The 16818-nt window shown below is 63.0% G+C and carries 18 protein-coding genes and 1 pseudogene; 3 read left to right on the forward strand and 16 right to left on the reverse strand.

All coding sequences use genetic code 11. The annotated features are described in order from the left end of the window. Nucleotides 1–101: 101 nt before the first annotated feature. The 11 genes and pseudogenes from C7I56_RS06380 to C7I56_RS06430 all read right to left on the reverse strand — a co-directional run bounded on the left by C7I56_RS06380 (nucleotide 102) and on the right by C7I56_RS06430 (nucleotide 11440). Complete coding sequence (locus C7I56_RS06380) at nucleotides 102–1196, reverse strand: TraB/TrbI/VirB10 family type IV secretion system protein (protein WP_245409613.1); 1095 nt, start codon at nucleotides 1194–1196, stop codon at nucleotides 102–104. A 68-nt stretch (nucleotides 1197–1264) separates the two neighbouring features. After that, nucleotides 1265–2257 carry a P-type conjugative transfer protein TrbG gene (gene trbG / locus C7I56_RS06385; RefSeq protein WP_106639748.1) on the reverse strand — a complete coding sequence of 331 codons (993 nt, stop codon included), beginning with the start codon at nucleotides 2255–2257 and terminating at the stop codon, nucleotides 1265–1267. After that, a complete protein-coding gene (gene trbF / locus C7I56_RS06390; protein WP_106639749.1) occupies nucleotides 2247–2966 on the reverse strand; it encodes a conjugal transfer protein TrbF in 720 nt (239 codons plus the stop codon). The genes trbG and trbF overlap by 11 nt, the downstream gene beginning before the upstream one ends. After that, nucleotides 2966–4252, reverse strand: coding sequence for a P-type conjugative transfer protein TrbL (gene trbL / locus C7I56_RS06395; protein ID WP_106639750.1), 1287 nt, complete (start codon nucleotides 4250–4252; stop codon nucleotides 2966–2968). Before trbL ends, trbF begins: the two co-directional genes overlap by 1 nt. A 30-nt stretch (nucleotides 4253–4282) precedes the next feature. Beyond that, nucleotides 4283–4981, reverse strand: a complete 699-nt coding sequence (trbJ, locus tag C7I56_RS06400) for a P-type conjugative transfer protein TrbJ (protein ID WP_106639751.1) — start codon at nucleotides 4979–4981, stop codon at nucleotides 4283–4285. A 4-nt stretch (nucleotides 4982–4985) separates the two neighbouring features. Next, nucleotides 4986–7408, reverse strand: a pseudogene (trbE, locus tag C7I56_RS06405) (conjugal transfer protein TrbE). After that, on the reverse strand, nucleotides 7402–7674 hold the full coding sequence (locus C7I56_RS06410; protein WP_106639752.1) for a VirB3 family type IV secretion system protein: 273 nt from the start codon (nucleotides 7672–7674) through the stop codon (nucleotides 7402–7404). The pseudogene trbE and the gene C7I56_RS06410 overlap by 7 nt, the downstream one beginning before the upstream one ends. Next, a complete protein-coding gene (locus C7I56_RS06415; protein WP_199792345.1) occupies nucleotides 7671–8000 on the reverse strand; it encodes a TrbC/VirB2 family type IV secretion system protein in 330 nt (109 codons plus the stop codon). Before C7I56_RS06415 ends, C7I56_RS06410 begins: the two co-directional genes overlap by 4 nt. After that, nucleotides 7997–8995, reverse strand: a complete 999-nt coding sequence (trbB, locus tag C7I56_RS06420; RefSeq protein ID WP_106639754.1) for a P-type conjugative transfer ATPase TrbB — start codon at nucleotides 8993–8995, stop codon at nucleotides 7997–7999. The genes C7I56_RS06415 and trbB overlap by 4 nt, the downstream gene beginning before the upstream one ends. Next, nucleotides 8992–9393 carry a ribbon-helix-helix domain-containing protein gene (locus C7I56_RS06425; RefSeq protein WP_106639755.1) on the reverse strand — a complete coding sequence of 134 codons (402 nt, stop codon included), beginning with the start codon at nucleotides 9391–9393 and terminating at the stop codon, nucleotides 8992–8994. Before C7I56_RS06425 ends, trbB begins: the two co-directional genes overlap by 4 nt. A gap of 10 nt (nucleotides 9394–9403) precedes the next feature. Beyond that, on the reverse strand, nucleotides 9404–11440 hold the full coding sequence (locus C7I56_RS06430; RefSeq protein WP_106639756.1) for a conjugal transfer protein TraG: 2037 nt from the start codon (nucleotides 11438–11440) through the stop codon (nucleotides 9404–9406). A gap of 305 nt (nucleotides 11441–11745) precedes the next feature. Here C7I56_RS06430 and C7I56_RS06435 point away from each other — a divergent pair, with 305 nt between their 5' ends. Together C7I56_RS06435 and C7I56_RS12310 are read left to right on the forward strand one after the other, a co-directional pair. Then, nucleotides 11746–11994: a DUF7662 domain-containing protein gene (locus C7I56_RS06435; protein ID WP_106640171.1), complete on the forward strand. Its 249-nt coding sequence runs from the start codon at nucleotides 11746–11748 to the stop codon at nucleotides 11992–11994. A gap of 9 nt (nucleotides 11995–12003) precedes the next feature. Then, nucleotides 12004–12282 carry a hypothetical protein gene (locus C7I56_RS12310; protein WP_158703025.1) on the forward strand — a complete coding sequence of 93 codons (279 nt, stop codon included), beginning with the start codon at nucleotides 12004–12006 and terminating at the stop codon, nucleotides 12280–12282. On the opposite strand, the gene C7I56_RS06440 is transcribed toward C7I56_RS12310, so the two are convergent. The 3 genes from C7I56_RS06440 to C7I56_RS06450 are packed head-to-tail and all read right to left on the reverse strand — an operon-like array spanning nucleotide 12248 to nucleotide 13859. Next, nucleotides 12248–13282 carry a HEPN domain-containing protein gene (locus C7I56_RS06440; RefSeq protein WP_245409614.1) on the reverse strand — a complete coding sequence of 345 codons (1035 nt, stop codon included), beginning with the start codon at nucleotides 13280–13282 and terminating at the stop codon, nucleotides 12248–12250. The two genes, C7I56_RS12310 and C7I56_RS06440, sit on opposite strands and share 35 nt — an antisense overlap. Before the next feature lie 26 nt (nucleotides 13283–13308). Then, nucleotides 13309–13533: a GDCCVxC domain-containing (seleno)protein gene (locus C7I56_RS12715; protein WP_106639758.1), complete on the reverse strand. Its 225-nt coding sequence runs from the start codon at nucleotides 13531–13533 to the stop codon at nucleotides 13309–13311. Beyond that, the gene (locus tag C7I56_RS06450; RefSeq protein WP_245409615.1) at nucleotides 13533–13859 is read right to left on the reverse strand and encodes a hypothetical protein; all 327 of its coding nucleotides are present in this window, start codon (nucleotides 13857–13859) and stop codon (nucleotides 13533–13535) included. The genes C7I56_RS12715 and C7I56_RS06450 overlap by 1 nt, the downstream gene beginning before the upstream one ends. Nucleotides 13860–14016: 157 nt before the next feature. Between C7I56_RS06450 and C7I56_RS06455 the strand changes: the two genes are divergently transcribed. Next, a complete protein-coding gene (locus C7I56_RS06455; RefSeq protein ID WP_106640172.1) occupies nucleotides 14017–14445 on the forward strand; it encodes a MerR family transcriptional regulator in 429 nt (142 codons plus the stop codon). Between the two features lie 37 nt (nucleotides 14446–14482). On the opposite strand, the gene C7I56_RS06460 is transcribed toward C7I56_RS06455, so the two are convergent. Beyond that, nucleotides 14483–15823: a dihydrolipoyl dehydrogenase family protein gene (locus C7I56_RS06460; RefSeq protein ID WP_106639760.1), complete on the reverse strand. Its 1341-nt coding sequence runs from the start codon at nucleotides 15821–15823 to the stop codon at nucleotides 14483–14485. A gap of 300 nt (nucleotides 15824–16123) precedes the next feature. After that, the gene (locus C7I56_RS06465) at nucleotides 16124–16807 is read right to left on the reverse strand and encodes a hypothetical protein (protein WP_106639761.1); all 684 of its coding nucleotides are present in this window, start codon (nucleotides 16805–16807) and stop codon (nucleotides 16124–16126) included. Nucleotides 16808–16818: the final 11 nt, after the last annotated feature.

The following is a 16818-nucleotide window of genomic DNA, read 5'->3' on the forward strand; positions in this document are numbered from 1 at the left end:
ATATGCGGGGCAACTGGCGCCCGTTTGAGCTGTAGGCCCCATCTCAGAAAGCTCGCCCGTGCTGGCGCGCGGGCCCTCGCATCGGACCCGTCGACGGCGACTCAGCCTCTCCACGGTTGGAGGACCAGATCCCGATGCAACACTACGCGCAGCGGCCAGCCGGGCCGCACGGTGATAGTGGGCTTCATCGAGAGGTTTCGCGATACAATCTGCTGGCCCGCGTCACTGGCGCTTTGTTGGCCCGCCTCGCGCAGAGCTTCCACGATTTCGCTTTCGCCGCCTATGCTTAACTCGGTGCCGACGCCCAGCAAGGCAGCAAGAGCGATGCCTTTGAGCAGCCGCCCCGTATGGGCATTGGTGCGGTCGCGAAGTCCTGCATAGCCGGACGTGTCGCTGGCGGGTGCATTGTCGAGCGCCATCGATGCTCCGTTGGGGAAAACAAGGCGCTCCCAAATTAGGAGAGCTCGGTTCTGCCCGAAGGCTATGGCGCTGTCGTAACGGCCGATGAGGCGTGTTCCTTGTGGTATGACGATAGTTCTCCCTGTTGCGCTGTCGGTGACGTTCTCTGTGACTTGAGCGGTAACCAAGCCCGGCAGATCCGAATTGATGCCGGTGAGAAGGCTTGCTGCGATGACGGTGCCGGCATTCAGCTGCCAGGGTGACGAAGCCTTTTGCAGAGTTGCAGCCGGCTTCGCTGCTGATGCCTCGGGCGCATTACTAGCGAGCTCAGGCACGCCTAACCTCTCGGCCTCGTTCCGCTCCGCAATTCCCATGCCGGAAAGCTGCGTCAAAACGCCGGCCGTTCGGACAGCTCGGAGTTCCGCCTCCTTGCGCTGCCGCTCCACCTCCTCTCTCACAGCATTGGCGTCGGCAGGTTCTGCGTTATGAGCATCGCCCATCTCAACCGCGCGCTGGTGAGCAAGTATCGGCCTTCCAAGATCCCCGGGCAGCGGCGGCCCCAAATCAGGAACCCCCGTCTTCGCCTGCCCGTAAGACCCCGGAAGAGAAGAAAGGGCTTCTGGGGGAGATTTGCGGTCGGGTCCGACCCTCTCGTCGCCCTGGGCAGCCAGCTTGAAACTTGCGGGTTGCAATGCCAGCCAAGTAACGGCGCTGATCGACGTGGCCGCAAGTACGGCGATGCCGATCAGTAACCCTCTCCTAAATCGGACAACTCTACGCGGCGATCCGCGCAGCACGAGCGCTTCGGGATCAAGCTTCTTGGCTGCTCTCCCGGGGACCGCATCCGTTTCGACAGGAGCTCCGTTCATGACGCCCTCCGCCCGCGCTTGGAGCTTTGCCTGCGATCGTCAACCCGGCGGATGCGAACCACCTGCTGGCGAGCCTTGCCTAACCGTAGCTCGGCCGCTTCGAACAGTTTGTCGACGATGTAGTAGTTGCCGCGAATGCGATAGTTCACGAGCTCGGCGCTACCATCAGCTGCAAGAACGAACAGGGGCGGCGCTTCCTTCTGGCCGATGTCAGCGGGAAATTCGATGAAGACCTGCCGTCCGTCATCGAATGCTCGGATGGGCCGCCACGCGGGCTTGTCCCCAAGAACGACGTAGTTGAAGCGCAGGCTCGCCGCGTCCACGGTGGGAACCTCGCTCGCGCCGCTTGCCCCGATGGCCGTTCCTCGAAGTGCCAAAAGCCCGTCTTCGGGATATGTCCACGATATGGCCGCCATAGCGGTTTTAGCGGTGCTTTCGAGTTGCAGATGATAAGTCCTGCGGTCCGTTGTGATAACAATGTTTGTTCTGAGCCCGATGCCAGACGGCTTCACTAGAATGTGGCTACGTTTTCCGGTGCCGGACCCGCTGCTCGTATCGCCAACTATCCATCGAACCGTATCGCCCGCCGCCACTGAAACAAGCCGCTCCCCTGGCTCGAGCGCGATATCGCTGACCTGCTCGGGTGCTGCGTAGAGGCGATAGACCGAGCCTTCCATCCAAGGATATACTTGCACTGCATTAACGTAATTATCGCTTCGCGGCTCGCGAAGGGCGGCGCGATTGGCCTTCTCGACGCGCTTCGTCGGGAAGGACTTTTCACCGCCGATGTGCGTGGCCGGGATCGGGAGCAATTGACCTGGTACAGGGATTAGCTCTCGTGCGGACTGCGCATGCGAGGCTGCGGGTGCAGCGTCAACACTCGTCTCCAAGTGGGCTGGCGCAAACGCGACCTCACTTGGATGATGCCTCGCGGCGCATCCAGCTAGGCTGGTGGCCATGCACAAACCGATTGCCAGCTTATTCTTCATTCGCAACCTCCTGAGGTGGGGTTTCCGTCTCAAGCTCGCGCGACCAGTCGATCGCATTGACGTAGAGACCGAGAGGGTTCTTCCGAAGTTCGTCCGCCTTTCGCGGCGTCTGCACCGCAACCGTAAGGATGGCCGTCCACCGGTCTGTTCCAACAAGGCTCCCGCGCTCGAAAGCCGTCTCGGTCCATTTCACCTGAAAGGAGTTCTCGGAGGCGCGGACAACGCTGGTTACCTGCACCGATACGCTGCGCGTGCCGATGGCCGCGAAGGGATTGTTGGCGCGCGCATGCTCGTTCAAGAACAAGGCGGCCTTGTCGGCCGCAAAATCATATGCGGAGAGCCAGTTTTCGCGGACGAGCACGGCATCGGTCGAAACCGACCGCACATTTTTGATGAACTTGGCCAAATGCCAGGCGATCTGCGCGTCGGTGGGCCGGTACTCGGCGATGGCGGGCGAAACGGCGCGCGCTTCGCCTAACCGATCCACCTCCACGACATAGGGCGCGACACGGCTTTGCGTTGATTGCCACAACAGTCCGCCCGAAAGGCCTGCCGAAATGCCGAGGCACCCGAGCGCGGCGAGACGCCAGTTGCGCGCTTGCACTCGCGCGGATCCGATCCGCTCATCCCAGAGTTGCGCGGCTTTCTGGTATGGCGTGACCGGCTCAGGCGTCCGGCCGTATCGCTGTATCGTTCGTCTGAAGATCATCAGTCCTCTCGCTCCTTGATGTCTGGATTGGCAGGCGCGCTTGGGCGGTCGCCCTCACGAATGGCCTGGACGGCTGCGTGCCGTCTTTGACGGTTCGTTTGCTCTGTCCGAAGGCGGCGCGCCCACTCAGGCGCCGCGTCAGAAGAAACACCGGCCCCTCCTTGTGCTGGGCTGCCGCTCCACGCGGCTTCTCGGCCAGCTTCTGCCGCGGCGCCGAGGCCCAAACCGCGCCCCGCCACTGAAGCGGCATTGGCGGCAACCGCCTTGAGACCGGCGCCGACGCCGGCCGCGCCTGTTGCGCCGGACGTTTCCTTTCCGAGGCTGTAGGATGCGGCGGCAGATGCACCCACTGCAGTGCCCGATCGAATTGCGGCGAGGCCGCCGGAGCCCAGCGCACGCGCGCCAGATATCGCAGCCCCGGCACCAAGGGCCGCACCGCCCGCGATCGCGCCGACAGTTCCGACGGCCGCGCCGGCGCCAAGCTGCGGGGCCCCGGCGACGAGGCCGGAAGCGATCCCCGGGCCAAAGATGCCGAGGCCGAACAGCGCCATGGAAGCCAACACGAGAGACATGGCCTGCCCGATGTCGGGCTCCTGACCTTTCAAGGCGCCGACGAACTCACCGAAGAAGCCGGACCCGATCCCGACGATCACGGCCATCACCATGACCTTGATGCCCGAAGCCACGACGTTACCGAGAACGCGCTCGGCGAGGAAGCTCGTTCGATTCCAGAGAGCGAACGGGACAAGGACAAAGCCTGCAAGGCTGGTCAGCTTGAACTCGATGATGGTGATAAAAAGCTGCACCGAAAGAACGAAAAAGGCGACGATCACCACAAGCCAGGCGACCAGCAGAACTACAATCGTCAGGAAGTTGTCGAAAAAGCTGGTGAAGCCGAGAAGCTCACTCACCTGCTCAAGCAACGGCCAGGCCGCCTCGAACCCGGTGCCGGCGAGCTTTCCAGGCTTCAGGAGATCGTCCGCGCTCACGGCGCCCCCGCCTGCGGTCAGGCCGAGCCCCGCAAAGGATCGGAACACAATCTCTGAAAGGGACGAAAAGCTCCCGAGAATGAATGCAAACGTCCCGACGTAAAGTATCTTCTTGATGAACTTTCCAAGGACATTGTCCCCGCCCTCCATCGCCCAGAACAGGCCAGCGAGCGTGATGTCGATGCCAATGAGCACGGTCGTCAGAAAAGCGACGTCGCCGCCGAGCAGCCCGAAGCCGCTGTCGATGTAGCGGATGAAGGTGTCCATGAACCGGTCGATGACGTTCAGGTCGCCCATGCGGCGTCGCCTTTCTGTTCGAAGCTGGGATTATTGAGGCGTGTAAGCGCGCCCTTCGCCAAGGAAGCGCTTGGTGGCCGCGCGAGCCTCGCTTTCAGCCTGGCCTCGCCGCGCCTGTTCCATTGCTTCTGCACGATATTGAGCCGCCATCAGCGACTGGATCTGGAACTGCTGCTTGGCGGCAAGGGCAAGGAGCTGATTGGCGGCCTGCGAGACTTGCAGGCTGCCCTCCGCGCCTTGGCTACGCTGGACCAAATCCTTGAGGAGAGCCTCATCGTCCCGCACATTCTCCACGACCTGCGCTTGCACTGTCATGGTGTGTTTGAAGGCCGACATGGCGTTCTCCCAGCGCATCTTCGCGTCGCGTACGGCGCGGTCGGCGTCCTGCGCGGCAGCTCCGGGGAAGAGTGATTTGAACTTCGCGTCGACCGACTGCACCTCGAATGCGACACCTTCAGCCTTGCCGATCAACTGGTCGATCTTCTTCAGCGCACCGGATATCTGATCGATCGAAGAATAATCGAGCTTTTGAAGATGTTTCGCCTGGTTCTGCAGCATCTTGATCTGCTGATCGATCTGCTGGAGCGCCCGTGCCGCCTGGAGAACGTTCTGGGCATGGTTGGTCGGATCGAAGACGGCGATCTGTGCAGCCGCCGGAGCGGCTCCAGCGAAAAAGGTTGCCATCGCCACGGACCCGGCAACGAGGTTCTTCAATATTGATCGTCCCATGATTTTACTCCTTTGCTTGAGGGAAATTGGCGAGGATGTCCGCAGCCCAAGGCAGGCCGGAATCGGCTAGGAAGTTCGCTGCAAAGTCGGCTTGGCCATGGTCGGCGAGGATCCTGCCGATGCGCGCTTGCGCTGCTGCATCCGAAGCGCCGCAAAGCGCCAGGGCGATGGGTCCGAGCCCAAGCTGGAACAGGCGGTTCCCGCGTCTCGACTGAAGGTAATAGTCCCGTTTCGGCATCGCGCGCGCGATCAGCTCGATCTGCCGTGCATTGAGGCCGAACCTTTCGTAGGCGCTACGCGCCTGCGGCTCGATCGCACGGTCGTTCGGCAGGAAGATGCGCTGCGGACAGCTCTCGATGATCGCTGGCGCAATGCTGCTTGATGAAATGTCTGACAGTGACTGCGTGGCGAATACCACCGCCACATTCTTCTTGCGCAGCACTTTCAGCCATTCACGGATGCGCGCGGCAAACAGGGGATGATCGAGAAACAGCCAAGCCTCGTCGAGGATCAACAAGGTCGGACGACCGTTGAAACGCTGTTCAAGACGATGGAACAGATAGGTGAGCACCGGGAGTACCGCGCCCCGCTGCCCCATCAGCGCCTCGGTTTCGAAGCATTGGACACCGTCGATGCGCAACCTGTCTTTAGAAGCGTCAAGGAGCCGCCCGAACGATCCTTCAAGCGTGTAGGGCTGCAAGGCCGACTTCAGCGGCAGCGACTGGACGAGCAGCGAGAGACCGGTAAGGGTACGTTCCTCGGGTGGCGCTGAAGCCAGACTGCAAAGAGCAGACCAGACCGCCTCCTTGATCTCGGGCGTAACCGGCAGATTCTCATGTTCGAGGAGGCCGTTGAGCCAATCCGCGGCCCAGCTGCGTGCGGCTGGATCATCGATGTCGCGGAGCGGCTGGAATGCGAACGGGTCGCCCCCCTCGCCCTCCGCAGTTCCGAGCGCCAGGTGCGTTCCGCCCATCGCAAGCACCGCCGCGCGGGCCGACCATCCCTTGTCGAACACATAAATCTGGGCGGAAGGATAGCGGCGGAACTGTAATGCGAGCAGCGCGAGCAGCACGGACTTGCCCGCCCCCGTTGGTCCAACGATGAGCATGTGCCCCACGTCTCCGACATGGGTTGAAAGCCTGAAGGGCGTGGAACCACTCGTCTGCGCGAAGAGAAGCGGGGGGCCGTCGAGCTGAGCATTCCGCTCAGGGCCCGCCCAGACGCAGGACAGCGGCATGAGGTGCGCCAAGTTGAGGCTATGGACGAGCGGCTGCCGCACATTGGCGTAGACGTGCCCAGGCAGGCTCGAAAGCCACGCCTCCACCGCATTCGCCTGCTCGCGTATGCAGGTGAAACCGAGACCGTTCACGATCCGCTCAACGGCGCGCACCTTCTCGTCGGCCGTTTCCGCGACCTCGTCCCACACCGTGATGGTGGTGGTGAGATAGCCGAACGACACATGGTCTCCGCCAAGCGCCTGCAGCGCCAGGTCCGCATCAACGACCTTGTTGTCGGCATCGCCGCGGGCTGGTTGTAGAGGACCTCGCGCAGGAGGGCCGTCACCGACTTGCGCTTGTTGAACCATTGCCGACGAAGCTTGGTCAGAACCTTCGTTGCCTCGGTCTTATCGAGGGCAATGAAACGGGTGACCCAGCGGTAGGGAAAATCCTGGTGATTGAGTGCATCAAGGATCCCAGGGCGGCTCAGGCCAGGGAAGCCGAGGATGGTCAGTGTGCGGAGGTGCCGGTCCCCCAGCATGGGTTCGAGGCCGCCGGAAAGTGGCGTGTCGGCAAGAAGGCCGTCGAGGTAAATCGGCGTGCTGGGGACCGCTACGTCGTGCCGCTTCGTCGAGATTGTCCGGTGAAGGAACGACAATGTCGCCGCATCGTCGAGCGCGTCGATTTCGGCGAGGATGCCGGAGAAGAGGTCGAAGGCACGATCGGTCTCCGCGACAAAGGAGGCCAGAGCTTGGCGCCAGTCGCGGCCCGCCACGTGCTGGCTACGTTCGACCAGTGCGCGCTCTGCGTGCGCCACCTGATCGGCCGGAGGAAGCCAAACGAGCGTGAAATAATAGACACTTTCGAAATGGGCGGAAGCGCTGCGAAACATCGCCTCGCGCTCCTTGTCGACCAGTGCCGATACCGGATCGGGGAAGCTGCTCTCTGGATAGCCGACCGCTTCGGACCGCTCCGCCTCCAAGAACAGAGCCCAGCCGGTTCCAAACCGGCGCAGCACATTGTTGACCCGGGCGGCCGTTCCCACGAGCTCCGCCTCGGTGGCGCTTTCAAGATCGGGCCCCCGAAACCGGAAGGTGCGTTGGAAGCTGCCGTCCTTGTTGAGGATGACCCCCGGGGCGACGAGCGCTGCCCAGGGAAGATGGTCGGCAAGCCGGTCCGCCTTGCTGCGATATTCGCGCAAGTTTAGCATCTAAGATGACCTTTCTGGCGAAGGTGCCGGGCGAGAACGGCCGCAAAATCGGGATCCCGCTTGGCCGCGAAGACGGCGAGCGTGTGCCCAAGCGCCCAAAGGAGCAGGCCTGCGATCCACTGCTGCAGGCCGAGCCCCAAGGCCGCTGCCACGGTTCCGTTGACGATGGCGATCGCACGTGGCGCTCCGCCGAGCAGGATCGGCTCGGCGAGCGCGCGATGGAGCGGCACCTCGAACCCCTCGATGTGGCTCTCAGCCCCGTTCATCCGACCAGCGCCCCGCCCCCGAAGCTGAAGAAGCTGAGGAAGAAGGAGGAGGCCGCAAAGGCGATGGACAGACCGAAGACGATCTGGATCAGCCTTCGAAATCCGCCGCTCGTCTCGCCGAAGGCGAGCGACAGTCCTGTAGTGATGATGATGATCACCGCGATGATCTTGGCGACAGGACCCTGCACGGATTCGAGAACCTGCTGGAGCGGCTCTTCCCAAGGCATCCCCGATCCTGCCGCCTGCGCCGCGATCGAGAAGGCGGAGCCCGCTGCAACAGCAAGCATGGCCGTGAAGCGTGGACGGACTAGAGGGTTGGCAGTCATTGACGATGCTCCTTGGTAGCTGGGGGGAGGATGAGATCGGTGAGCGCGTAGTCGCCTTCGGGCGTCAGCCCTTCGACTGCGGCGATGCTCTGGACGCGGCGACCAATGCCGCGACCGGCGATGAAGACGACGAGGTCGATCGCCTCGGCGATCAGTATGCGCGGGACCGTGACGACGCTTTCCTGCACCAGCTGCTCAAGGCGATAGAGAGCCGAGCGCGCGCTGTTCGCGTGGACGGTCGCGATGCCGCCGGGGTGGCCCGTGTTCCAGGCCTTCAGCATGTCGAGAGCCTCGGCGCCACGAACCTCACCGATGATGATGCGATCGGGGCGGAGGCGGAGCGTCGAGCGGACGAGGTCCGCCATCGTTACGACGCCAGGGCGCGTGCGGAGTGCCACGCAATCGGCGGCCGCGCATTGAAGCTCGCGCGTATCCTCGATCATGATCACGCGCTCGTCGCGCGTCGCCATCTCGGCGAGCAGCGCATTGGCGAGCGTCGTCTTTCCAGAACTCGTGCCGCCGGCGATGAGCAGGTTTCGGCGATCGGCGACCGCACGGCGCATCGCTTCGGCGGCAGCCGGAGCGATGATCCCATCGCTCACATAATCCGCCATTGTGTAGATGCGGGATGCGGGCTTGCGGATGGAGAAGCACGGGCTGCTGACGACTGGCGGTAGCAATCCCTCGAACCGCTCGCCTGCGGTGCCGTCCTCCCGCGCCGGAAGCTCGGCGCTGACGATCGGACTGTCGGCATGAACCTCGGTGCGGGCGTGGCTCGCGACGAGGCGAATGATGCGCTCAACCTGCGCGGGATCGACGCGAACGCCGATCGCGGCCTTCCCCGCGCCGAGCCGGTCGAGCCACAGCATGCCGTCGGGGTTCACCATGACTTCGACCACCAGCGGATCGCTGAGCGCGACCGCGATCGAAGGCCCCATTGCGGTCCGGAGCATGACGCGTCGGCGCTCAAGCGATTCCGATGTCGAGCTGCTCATCGATCCCCCTCCTCCGCCCTTGGTCCAAGGCTGCGCTTGCCGCCGGCAAGCTGCCTTCCGACCTGCGCGACAAAGGCTTCGAAGCGGTCGCGGCCAAGAGCACGCCCAGCCGCATCGGCTTCAGGAAGAGGCGCGCTGATGGTCAGCTGGTAGCGAATGAAGAGAGCGAGGCTCTCGAGGAGCACATGCTCGTCCCGTTCGATGCGGGAGAGCTGGTTGCTGATCCGGTCGAGCCGGATCTTGAGCATGTCGTCCAGTTCACGGCTGGCGCGCCGCGTTAGATAGGCGCGGAGCGCATCCGAGACGATCGCCGATTTCGACGTGCCGGGCTTGGAGGCAAGCGCCTCCAGCTGCTCGGTCAGCTGATCGTCGAGATAGAGGTGGTGGCGAGGTTTCATGACGCTCGCCTCAGAAGCTCGGCAGGAGGTCGTCGTCCGATCCTCCGCCTTCGTTCATTGCGTGCGCCCGAGCGACGGCGCTGAGGCCTCGGATGCGGTCCATCGCGCGGGCATCGAGCGGCGCTTCGCCGTCGTCATCGGCGAGGCCGAGAAGGTCCGAGGGCTCTGGGGGGGCGACCGGCGCCACGGCTTCTTCGCCAAGGCCGGGGTGACGCTGCTGTTGGATGCCGCCTTCGTCCTCATCCGACCGCACGGGATCGCTGGCGGTGGCGAGCCGCTGGTCCGTGCCGCGCACGAAGGATCCCCAGTCATTCGAGCGGGCTATCGGATGATCGGTCCAGCCGTTCTCGGCTAGCGCCGGTGCGTCCCTCAGTCTGGCCGTGAAATTGCGATCTTCATAATAGCGCAGCTTCCGGGCGCGGATCGGGGACAGACCGGAGACGAGGACGAGCTCATCCTCGGGCGGCAGTTGCATGACTTCGCCAGGGGTAAGGAGCGGTCGGGCCGTTTCCTGCCGGCTAACCATGACGTGCGCGAGCCAAGGCGCCAGCCGGTGACCGGCATAGTTGCGCATGGCGCGCTGCTCGGTCGCCGTCCCGAGCGCATCGGAGATGCGGCGCGCTGTCCGCTCGTCATTGCTGCTGAAGGCGACCCTCACATGGCAGTTGTCGAGGATGGAATTGTTCTCACCATAGGCCTTCGAGATCTGGTTCAGCGACTGCGCGATGAGGAAGGCGCGGATGCCGTAGCCCGCCATGAAGGCGAGCGCTGTTTCGAAGAAGTCGAGGCGGCCGAGCGCAGGAAACTCGTCCAGCATCATCAGCACCTGGTGCTTGCGCGCCTTCGTGGGGTCGCCTTCGAGCCGCTCTGTCAGCCGGCGTCCGATTTGATTCAGCACCAGTCGCACGAGCGGCTTGGTCCGCGAAATGTCGGACGGTGGAACGACCAGATACAACGAGACCGGGCGCGCTGCGTCGACGAGATCGGCGATCCGCCAGTCGCAGGCTGCCGTCGTCGCGGCGACGGTGGGATCGCGATAGAGGCCGAGGAACGACATTGCGGTCGACAGCACGCCGGAGCGCTCATTCTCGCTTTTGTTAAGGACTTCGCGCGCGGCGGACGCCACGACCGGATGCACCTTGGGCTGCTCGGGCGTCCCCAGATGGTTCGTCGCCATCATGCGCTTCAGTGTTTCGACGAACGAGCGCTGCGGGTCGGAAAGAAATGTCGCCACGCGCGCGAGCGTCTTTTCCTCCTCGGCATAAAGGATGTGAAGGATCGCGCCGACGAGCAGGGAATGGCTGGTCTTTTCCCAGTGCGAGCGCCGCTCCAGCGCGCCCTCAGGATCGACGAGGATGTCCGCGATGTTCTGGACGTCGCGCACTTCGTGCTCGCCGCGCCGGACCTCCAGCAGCGGATTGTAGCGCGCGGAGCGCATGTCGGTCGGATTGAACAGCAGGCAGTGGGAGAAGAGCGAACGCCAGCCTGCGGTGATCTGCCAATTCTCGCCTTTGATGTCGTGGATGACGGCGGAGCCGGTCCAGCTGAGCAAGGTCGGCACGACAAGACCGACGCCCTTGCCGGACCGGGTGGGCGCGAAGGCCATGACATGCTCTGGCCCGTCGTGCCGAAGATAGCGGCCGTGGCAGTGGCCGAGGAACACGCCGGCATCGCCGTGCAGGCCTGCGCGCGTGATCTCGCTTTCCATTGCCCAACGGGCTGAGCCGTAGGTCGTGACCTGCGCGCTCTGCCGAGCGCGCCACAAGGATCCCGCTATCGCGGCCGCGCAGCCGAGAAAGCCGCTCGTCCCGGCGATGGTTCCTGCCCGGTCGAAAACGTGCGGAGCATAGGCTTCGTAATGATACCACCAGGCGAAAATCTGCCACGGGCGATAGACGGGCGCATTGCCAACCAGGAACCAGGCTGCGCCGAGCTCGGGCTGATAGGCGAGCGCGGCGGCAGCCCATTGGGTTGCCGCCCACACGCCGCCGATTACGATCGCGAAGACGACGAGGATCTGGCCGATGAGGAGCTTGGTTGGTGTCACGCTGTCGCCCTGCGCGCACCGCGGCGTGCGGTGGCTGGCGCGAAACTGCGTCAGGCGCGGCGAAAACCGTATCGCGCTTACCTACGCCCGAGGCGCGCGCGGACCGCATTTCAGATCGAAGCGGAAGAAAGGGGTCGGGTGTGGAACCTCTGTGCAGAGGCCCGCTAGTTCGAAAACAACGCCGCACGCCGACACGCGGAGCGTGTCCCCTGGCTCAAGAGCGCCGCCCCTATTTCACGGACCCGACGGCCGGAGAGTTGCAGCAAAGTGCGAAGGCACGCAATATCGCCGCAACGGAGTTAGAGATGCCGAAGTACGATCCTCTTGAACGATATCTCCGGCGCAAGGGCGGCGCCGAGTTGGAATTGAGCTTCGCCGATATCGAGCGGATCATCGGCGGAATGCTTCCGAATAGCGCGGTACGTCCGCAATGGTGGGCGAACGAGGGGGCTGACAGCCGGCATGTGCAGGCGCGATCATGGCGCGGCGCTGGCTACGATGCCTTCCTGATCCAGGGCGCCGAGCGGGTCCGCTTCGCCCCGCGACAAGCCTGAGCGCGCGCCATGCCCGATCAGCCTGAAACCCGCTGGACTGTTTCTGAAAATCTGACGCCGGAAGACATTGTCGAAGCACGGCGAGTGGTTGAAGAATTAGCGAAATTGCTGGGGCGAAGAACCGCCCAGTTCTGCGTTGAGCGAGGCATCCACTTCGACATGGATGACCCGCAGGTCGCCAGAGAGGTCATGATGGCGGCGTTCGATGGTCTTTTCCGTCTGCAACCGCGACCAAGGACAGCCGCTAAAAGGATCAAGCGGCGCGCTGAAGCTCCTCAATGCGATTGAGGCTTACCTCGCGGATCAGGTCGCGCAGATGTTGGACACGTTCTTCGAGCCACGCCAATTCCTCGCGCGTGATCCGGTAATGTCGTGAATAGCGCGCCTTCACATAGGCGGCGCGGATCAGCTCATAGCAGCGTTTTTGAAACTTGGTCTCGGTCGGCCAGATGTCCTTCAAGCGAGGTTCGAGATCCTCTCCCAGGGTGCGCAGACGGTTTAGGTTGTGCGTCTTCGGACTGTAGAGAGTCCGCACAAGAAACAGGCAGTGATAGAAGCGTTCAGCCGTCTGGTGAAACAAGAACGCACTTTCCTTAAGCATGCCTTTTGCACGAGCTTCGACCGCCAAGTGATGGAAGTTCTCTGCGCTCCCGAACCATTCATCAAAATAGTCTTGTGTCTGCTCGAGCGCCTGCTGCGGCGTTAGCTGCTGAGGCCGGGCGAATGCGTGTCCCGACTCTGCAAACAACTCGATCCCGTCAGTCACGATATCAATGAAGAAGTAGCGGCCAAGAGTCAGCTGCTCATTCACGTCATCAAGGCTGTGATAGATTATGCTCACCGGCGTTCGGAGCTGCTTTCCCGAAGAGAGTTCCGCCAACAGCCGATCCTCCAGCTGCAGCCAGAACTCCGGCACATCCGTCAGATCCTCATGATCGACCACGACGAGCAAATCATAATCCGAAAAGTAACGCCCGACCGGATCCTCAACCCAATCGCCGCGCGCATAGCTTCCGAACAGGATGATCTTAAGAAGCCGCCCATCCTTGAACCGAGGCGCCTTCCGATCAGCCACCGCCTCGGCAAAGCTCGCCCTGATAAGCTCGACCACATAAGCCAACTCATGGCGCTTCCCTTCCGGAAGATGGCTAAGGTTAGTCTTCATGATGCTAGTTTCGTCCGTTTGAGGTCGTATGCCAATGATAAAATGTCGTTCAATCGATCCTTCCACACGGTAGCTGAACGGCAGAAGTGGCCGATAGCGGAACGGCTGCTCTTCAACGACCAAGGAAAGAAAGCGGTCGCTCGCGCAACCTATGAGGAGCAACAGCTACTGGCCGCCCCGGTTCGCTGGGCCTCCTGGATCGGAGGGCACGCCACGTCTGCGTAGGAGCAGAAGACGCAGCAATCGCCCTGGAGCGGGCGGAGCACCTCGCCGCAATGCTTGCAGTCATAGAAAAACTGACAGGCGTCCGTCGGCATGGTCTCGGTGGAAACTCCGCCGCACTTGGGGCAGGTGAGCGTCGATCTCAGCTCCATCACACGCCTCCAAGCGCGCGCATAAGCGGCGCCTCGATGAAACTCCAGCAAGCCGAGATCGTCACGAATACGGTGGCCACGCAGAGAAGTACGAAGGTGCTTTTCGCCGGGGTCGGGGTCGTGCAGGTGGCGTCCCGCGCGCACGCTCGGCGCTTCCGTAGAAAGAAGAACCATCCGGCTCCGACTGCCGCGATCGCTAAAATCGTCAGCGGCCAGTGAAACGGCACCACCGAAGATAGCCCGGCCGAGCCGACGCCGAGGGTCACAAGGGCGAGCGGCAGGACGCAACAGGCCGCCGCCGACAACAGGGCTCCGATGCTCGCCAAGGCGCCTAGGGTGGCGACGCCTCGGTCCGCATTCGCGGTGATCCGGGGAGCCGCCGGGGCGGCCCGGGGCATGGTGTGTTCGGTAGGCAAGTCTCTTCTCCAAATCAATTCCCTGCTATATGCATCCTGTAGTCACTACAGGATCAAGAGAAATTTGATGGGCAGCTTCACCATCGGCCAACTCTCCCAAAGGACCGGGGTGAACATCGAGACGATCCGCTATTTCGAGAAGGTCGGGCTCATCGCATCACCGCCGCGCACAGAAGGCGGTCACCGCGTCTACGGCGACGATCACTTGCGCGCCCTCGGCTTCATCCGCCGAGCTCGCGAACTCGGTTTTACGCCACAGGAGGTTCGGGGGATCCTCGCTCTTGGCGGTCCCACGGACGCCTGCTGCGACGAGGTTCGGGAGATCGCCTCCCGGCAGCTCGACGCCGTACGCAGCAAAATGGCGGATCTTGCTCGGCTCGAAAAGCTTCTCGCCTCCACCATAGACCGCTGCTCTGGCGATCACGTCCCGCAGTGCGCGATCATTGACATGATCGAGCATGAGCCAACCGGCGAGCCGAAGACCGTCAGACGATGAAGAGGGACGGATGCGTCGCGAGATTAGCCGCCCACGGTTACAGCATGTAGCCTAGGTCGGAAGCTCCGGTCGGGTATGCGAACATCGTGGATTTGAGGTCATTGGCGGTGAGGCCATGCCGAATGGCAAGTCCGAAAAGGTTGATCACCTCGTCGGCGTGTGGCCCCACCAAATGAGCGCCCAGTATTCGGCCCGTTCCCTCCTCGACAAGCGTTTTGTAGCCGTAGACCAGCTCCGCCACTCGACGGGCGGTGTACCAATCGGAAGTCCGTGCTGTCTTAACCCGATAGTGTAGCCCCGCCCGGGCGGCCTCAGCCTCGCCCATGCCGAAGGCCGCGATCGGCGGCAAGGTGAATGCGACTCTCGGCACGCCTCGATAGTCCGGCTTCCGATGATTACCATCGATCAGATTGGCCGCCACGGCCTTTGCGTCATGACTTGAGACGGGCGTCAGGGGCGGTCCCATCTGCGCCGCGTCGCCGGCGGCATAGACAGCCGGGTTCGACACGCTCTGGAGATAGTCGTTGAGCCTCAAGCGGCCCCGCTCGATTTCGACATTCGCCGCCGCGAGATGGAGACGGTCCAGTGCGGGAGAGCGGCCAGCTGCATGCATGACCAAATCCGCTTCGATCCTCACCTCCTCACCATCCGCCTCCGCGTGCACGGTGAAAGCATCGCCATTTCGCTCGATCGCAGCGACGGTCGTGTTGGTGCGCACCGCGACGCCGATCGCCTCGAAAGCGTCCATCAGCCAACCGACCAACTCTGGCTCGAACTGGGCCAACAAGCGCGGGCCACGCTGAAGGATCGTGACCTTAGCACCAGCCCTCGCGGCGATATGTGAGAATTCGGCAGCGATGTAGCCGCCGCCGACGAGCAAAATCCGGCGCGGCAGGCGCTCCATCGCGAGAAACCCCTCGTTGTCGATGAGATGCTCTTCGCCCGGAATGCCGAGGCGCACCGGCTCGGCACCCGACGCGATCAGGATATGCCGGGCCTGAATTTCGCTTCCGTTGATCAACAGCGAGTTTGGACCGGTGAAACAGGCGCGGCCATGAAAGGTGACGATGCCTTTGTCATCGTACCGTTGCTGGTGCTTTTCAGGGACTGGATCCGTGAAGGTCCGCTTGAACCTGATCAGCTCCCTCCAGTCGATGCTTGCCTGGCCGGCGACGCCATGTCCCTGCATTCGCCGCGCCCCGTCGATCACCTCGGCTCCGGGAATCAACATCTTCTTCGGATCACAGCCCCGTAGCGCGCAGGTGCCGCCGAAGGGCTTCTCATCGACGATCGCCACTGTCCATCTGGCGGCGCGGACGCGGAAGGCGGCCACCATCGCCGCAGTGCCTGAGCCGATGATAACGAGATCAATGTTCATGTCCGATCCTCCAGCACCCGAACGAAGCTGGAGCGGCTACGGGTTGCACCCGCCTGTAGCCTGCACCGGAAGGTCTGCTTTCGGAGCATCGGAAAGCCTCTGAGACGACGCCTTTGGGCGCGATGACGACCGGCAGATTTTTGGGCCGAATGCGGTCCGACTGCTCTTAGCAGAGGACTGAAATACGCTGCCGGATCGGTCGGAGCACGCCCTATCCGAGGACAAGGCCGCCGCGCGCCGATCCACTTCTTCCACGGCATTCGCTGCACGACCGGAGGGGGTAGCGACCGGGGGCTGCGGTCAGGTGTTTCGGGCGATGCTCTGGTCCAGCGCAGCAATCTGCCGTCGCAGCCCGTCGATTGAAGCCTGTTGGGCATCCTTGAGCGCCCGATTGGCCTTCCACGCGGCGCTGACCTTGCCGGTCGCCAGCTTCTTGCCGTCCTTCGCCTTCTGTAGGACCTCGGCCCACTCCTCGTCAGTCATCGAGTAGTCCTCGCCGGACTGATCGTTGTGGGCAGGCCAGTGCACGTCGCTCAGCGTGTCGGTCAGGTCCTTGAGCGCCGTTTTGAGGGTGGCCTTTGCCTCCTCCACCGGCGCGTCCTCGGTCCCCTCGAGCGTGACGAGGTACCAGTATAGGCGGCCTTCGATCATCTGCTCCACGTTGAACGCGTCATGCTCGCCTATCTCAAGCGGCTCGCCCACCGGGTCGCTCGTCAGGTCTTGGGCCTTCCACAGCGGGTCATCTATCGCCTTGGCGACCCGGGCGGCACGCTCCTCCGCCTCGCGCTGGCGAATGGCGAGCGTCTCCCGGTGCATGATCCGGGTCTGGAGATTGCTGTCCTTGAGCTGCCGCCAGACGGGAGCTCCGGCGTACCAAGCGGCCCCGATGGCAAGTATGCCCGTGATGAGCGTCTGATAGTTGTAGATGAAGGTGCCCACTTCGGCCCAAATCACCGACAACAGATGCGAAGCGGTAAGTCCCATCGTGATCCCCT

This window comes from Allosphingosinicella vermicomposti (assembly GCF_003012815.1).
GTDB classification, from domain to species: Bacteria; Pseudomonadota; Alphaproteobacteria; order Sphingomonadales; family Sphingomonadaceae; genus Allosphingosinicella; species Allosphingosinicella vermicomposti.

Coding starts and splice junctions, on each gene's coding strand:
- trbG (WP_106639748.1), bottom strand. CDS start 2,257: ATGAAGAATAAGCTGGCAATCGGTTTGTGCATGGCCACCAGCCTAGCT.
- trbF (WP_106639749.1), bottom strand. CDS start 2,966: ATGATCTTCAGACGAACGATACAGCGATACGGCCGGACGCCTGAGCCG.
- C7I56_RS06460 (WP_106639760.1), bottom strand. CDS start 15,823: ATGAACATTGATCTCGTTATCATCGGCTCAGGCACTGCGGCGATGGTG.
- C7I56_RS06465 (WP_106639761.1), bottom strand. CDS start 16,807: ATGGGACTTACCGCTTCGCATCTGTTGTCGGTGATTTGGGCCGAAGTG.
- C7I56_RS06455 (WP_106640172.1), top strand. CDS start 14,017: ATGGGCAGCTTCACCATCGGCCAACTCTCCCAAAGGACCGGGGTGAAC.
- C7I56_RS06435 (WP_106640171.1), top strand. CDS start 11,746: ATGCCGAAGTACGATCCTCTTGAACGATATCTCCGGCGCAAGGGCGGC.
- C7I56_RS12310 (WP_158703025.1), top strand. CDS start 12,004: ATGCCCGATCAGCCTGAAACCCGCTGGACTGTTTCTGAAAATCTGACG.
- trbJ (WP_106639751.1), bottom strand. CDS start 4,981: ATGGGACGATCAATATTGAAGAACCTCGTTGCCGGGTCCGTGGCGATG.
- C7I56_RS12715 (WP_106639758.1), bottom strand. CDS start 13,533: ATGGAGCTGAGATCGACGCTCACCTGCCCCAAGTGCGGCGGAGTTTCC.
- C7I56_RS06410 (WP_106639752.1), bottom strand. CDS start 7,674: ATGAACGGGGCTGAGAGCCACATCGAGGGGTTCGAGGTGCCGCTCCAT.
- C7I56_RS06415 (WP_199792345.1), bottom strand. CDS start 8,000: ATGACTGCCAACCCTCTAGTCCGTCCACGCTTCACGGCCATGCTTGCT.
- trbL (WP_106639750.1), bottom strand. CDS start 4,252: ATGGGCGACCTGAACGTCATCGACCGGTTCATGGACACCTTCATCCGC.
- C7I56_RS06425 (WP_106639755.1), bottom strand. CDS start 9,393: ATGAAACCTCGCCACCACCTCTATCTCGACGATCAGCTGACCGAGCAG.
- trbB (WP_106639754.1), bottom strand. CDS start 8,995: ATGAGCAGCTCGACATCGGAATCGCTTGAGCGCCGACGCGTCATGCTC.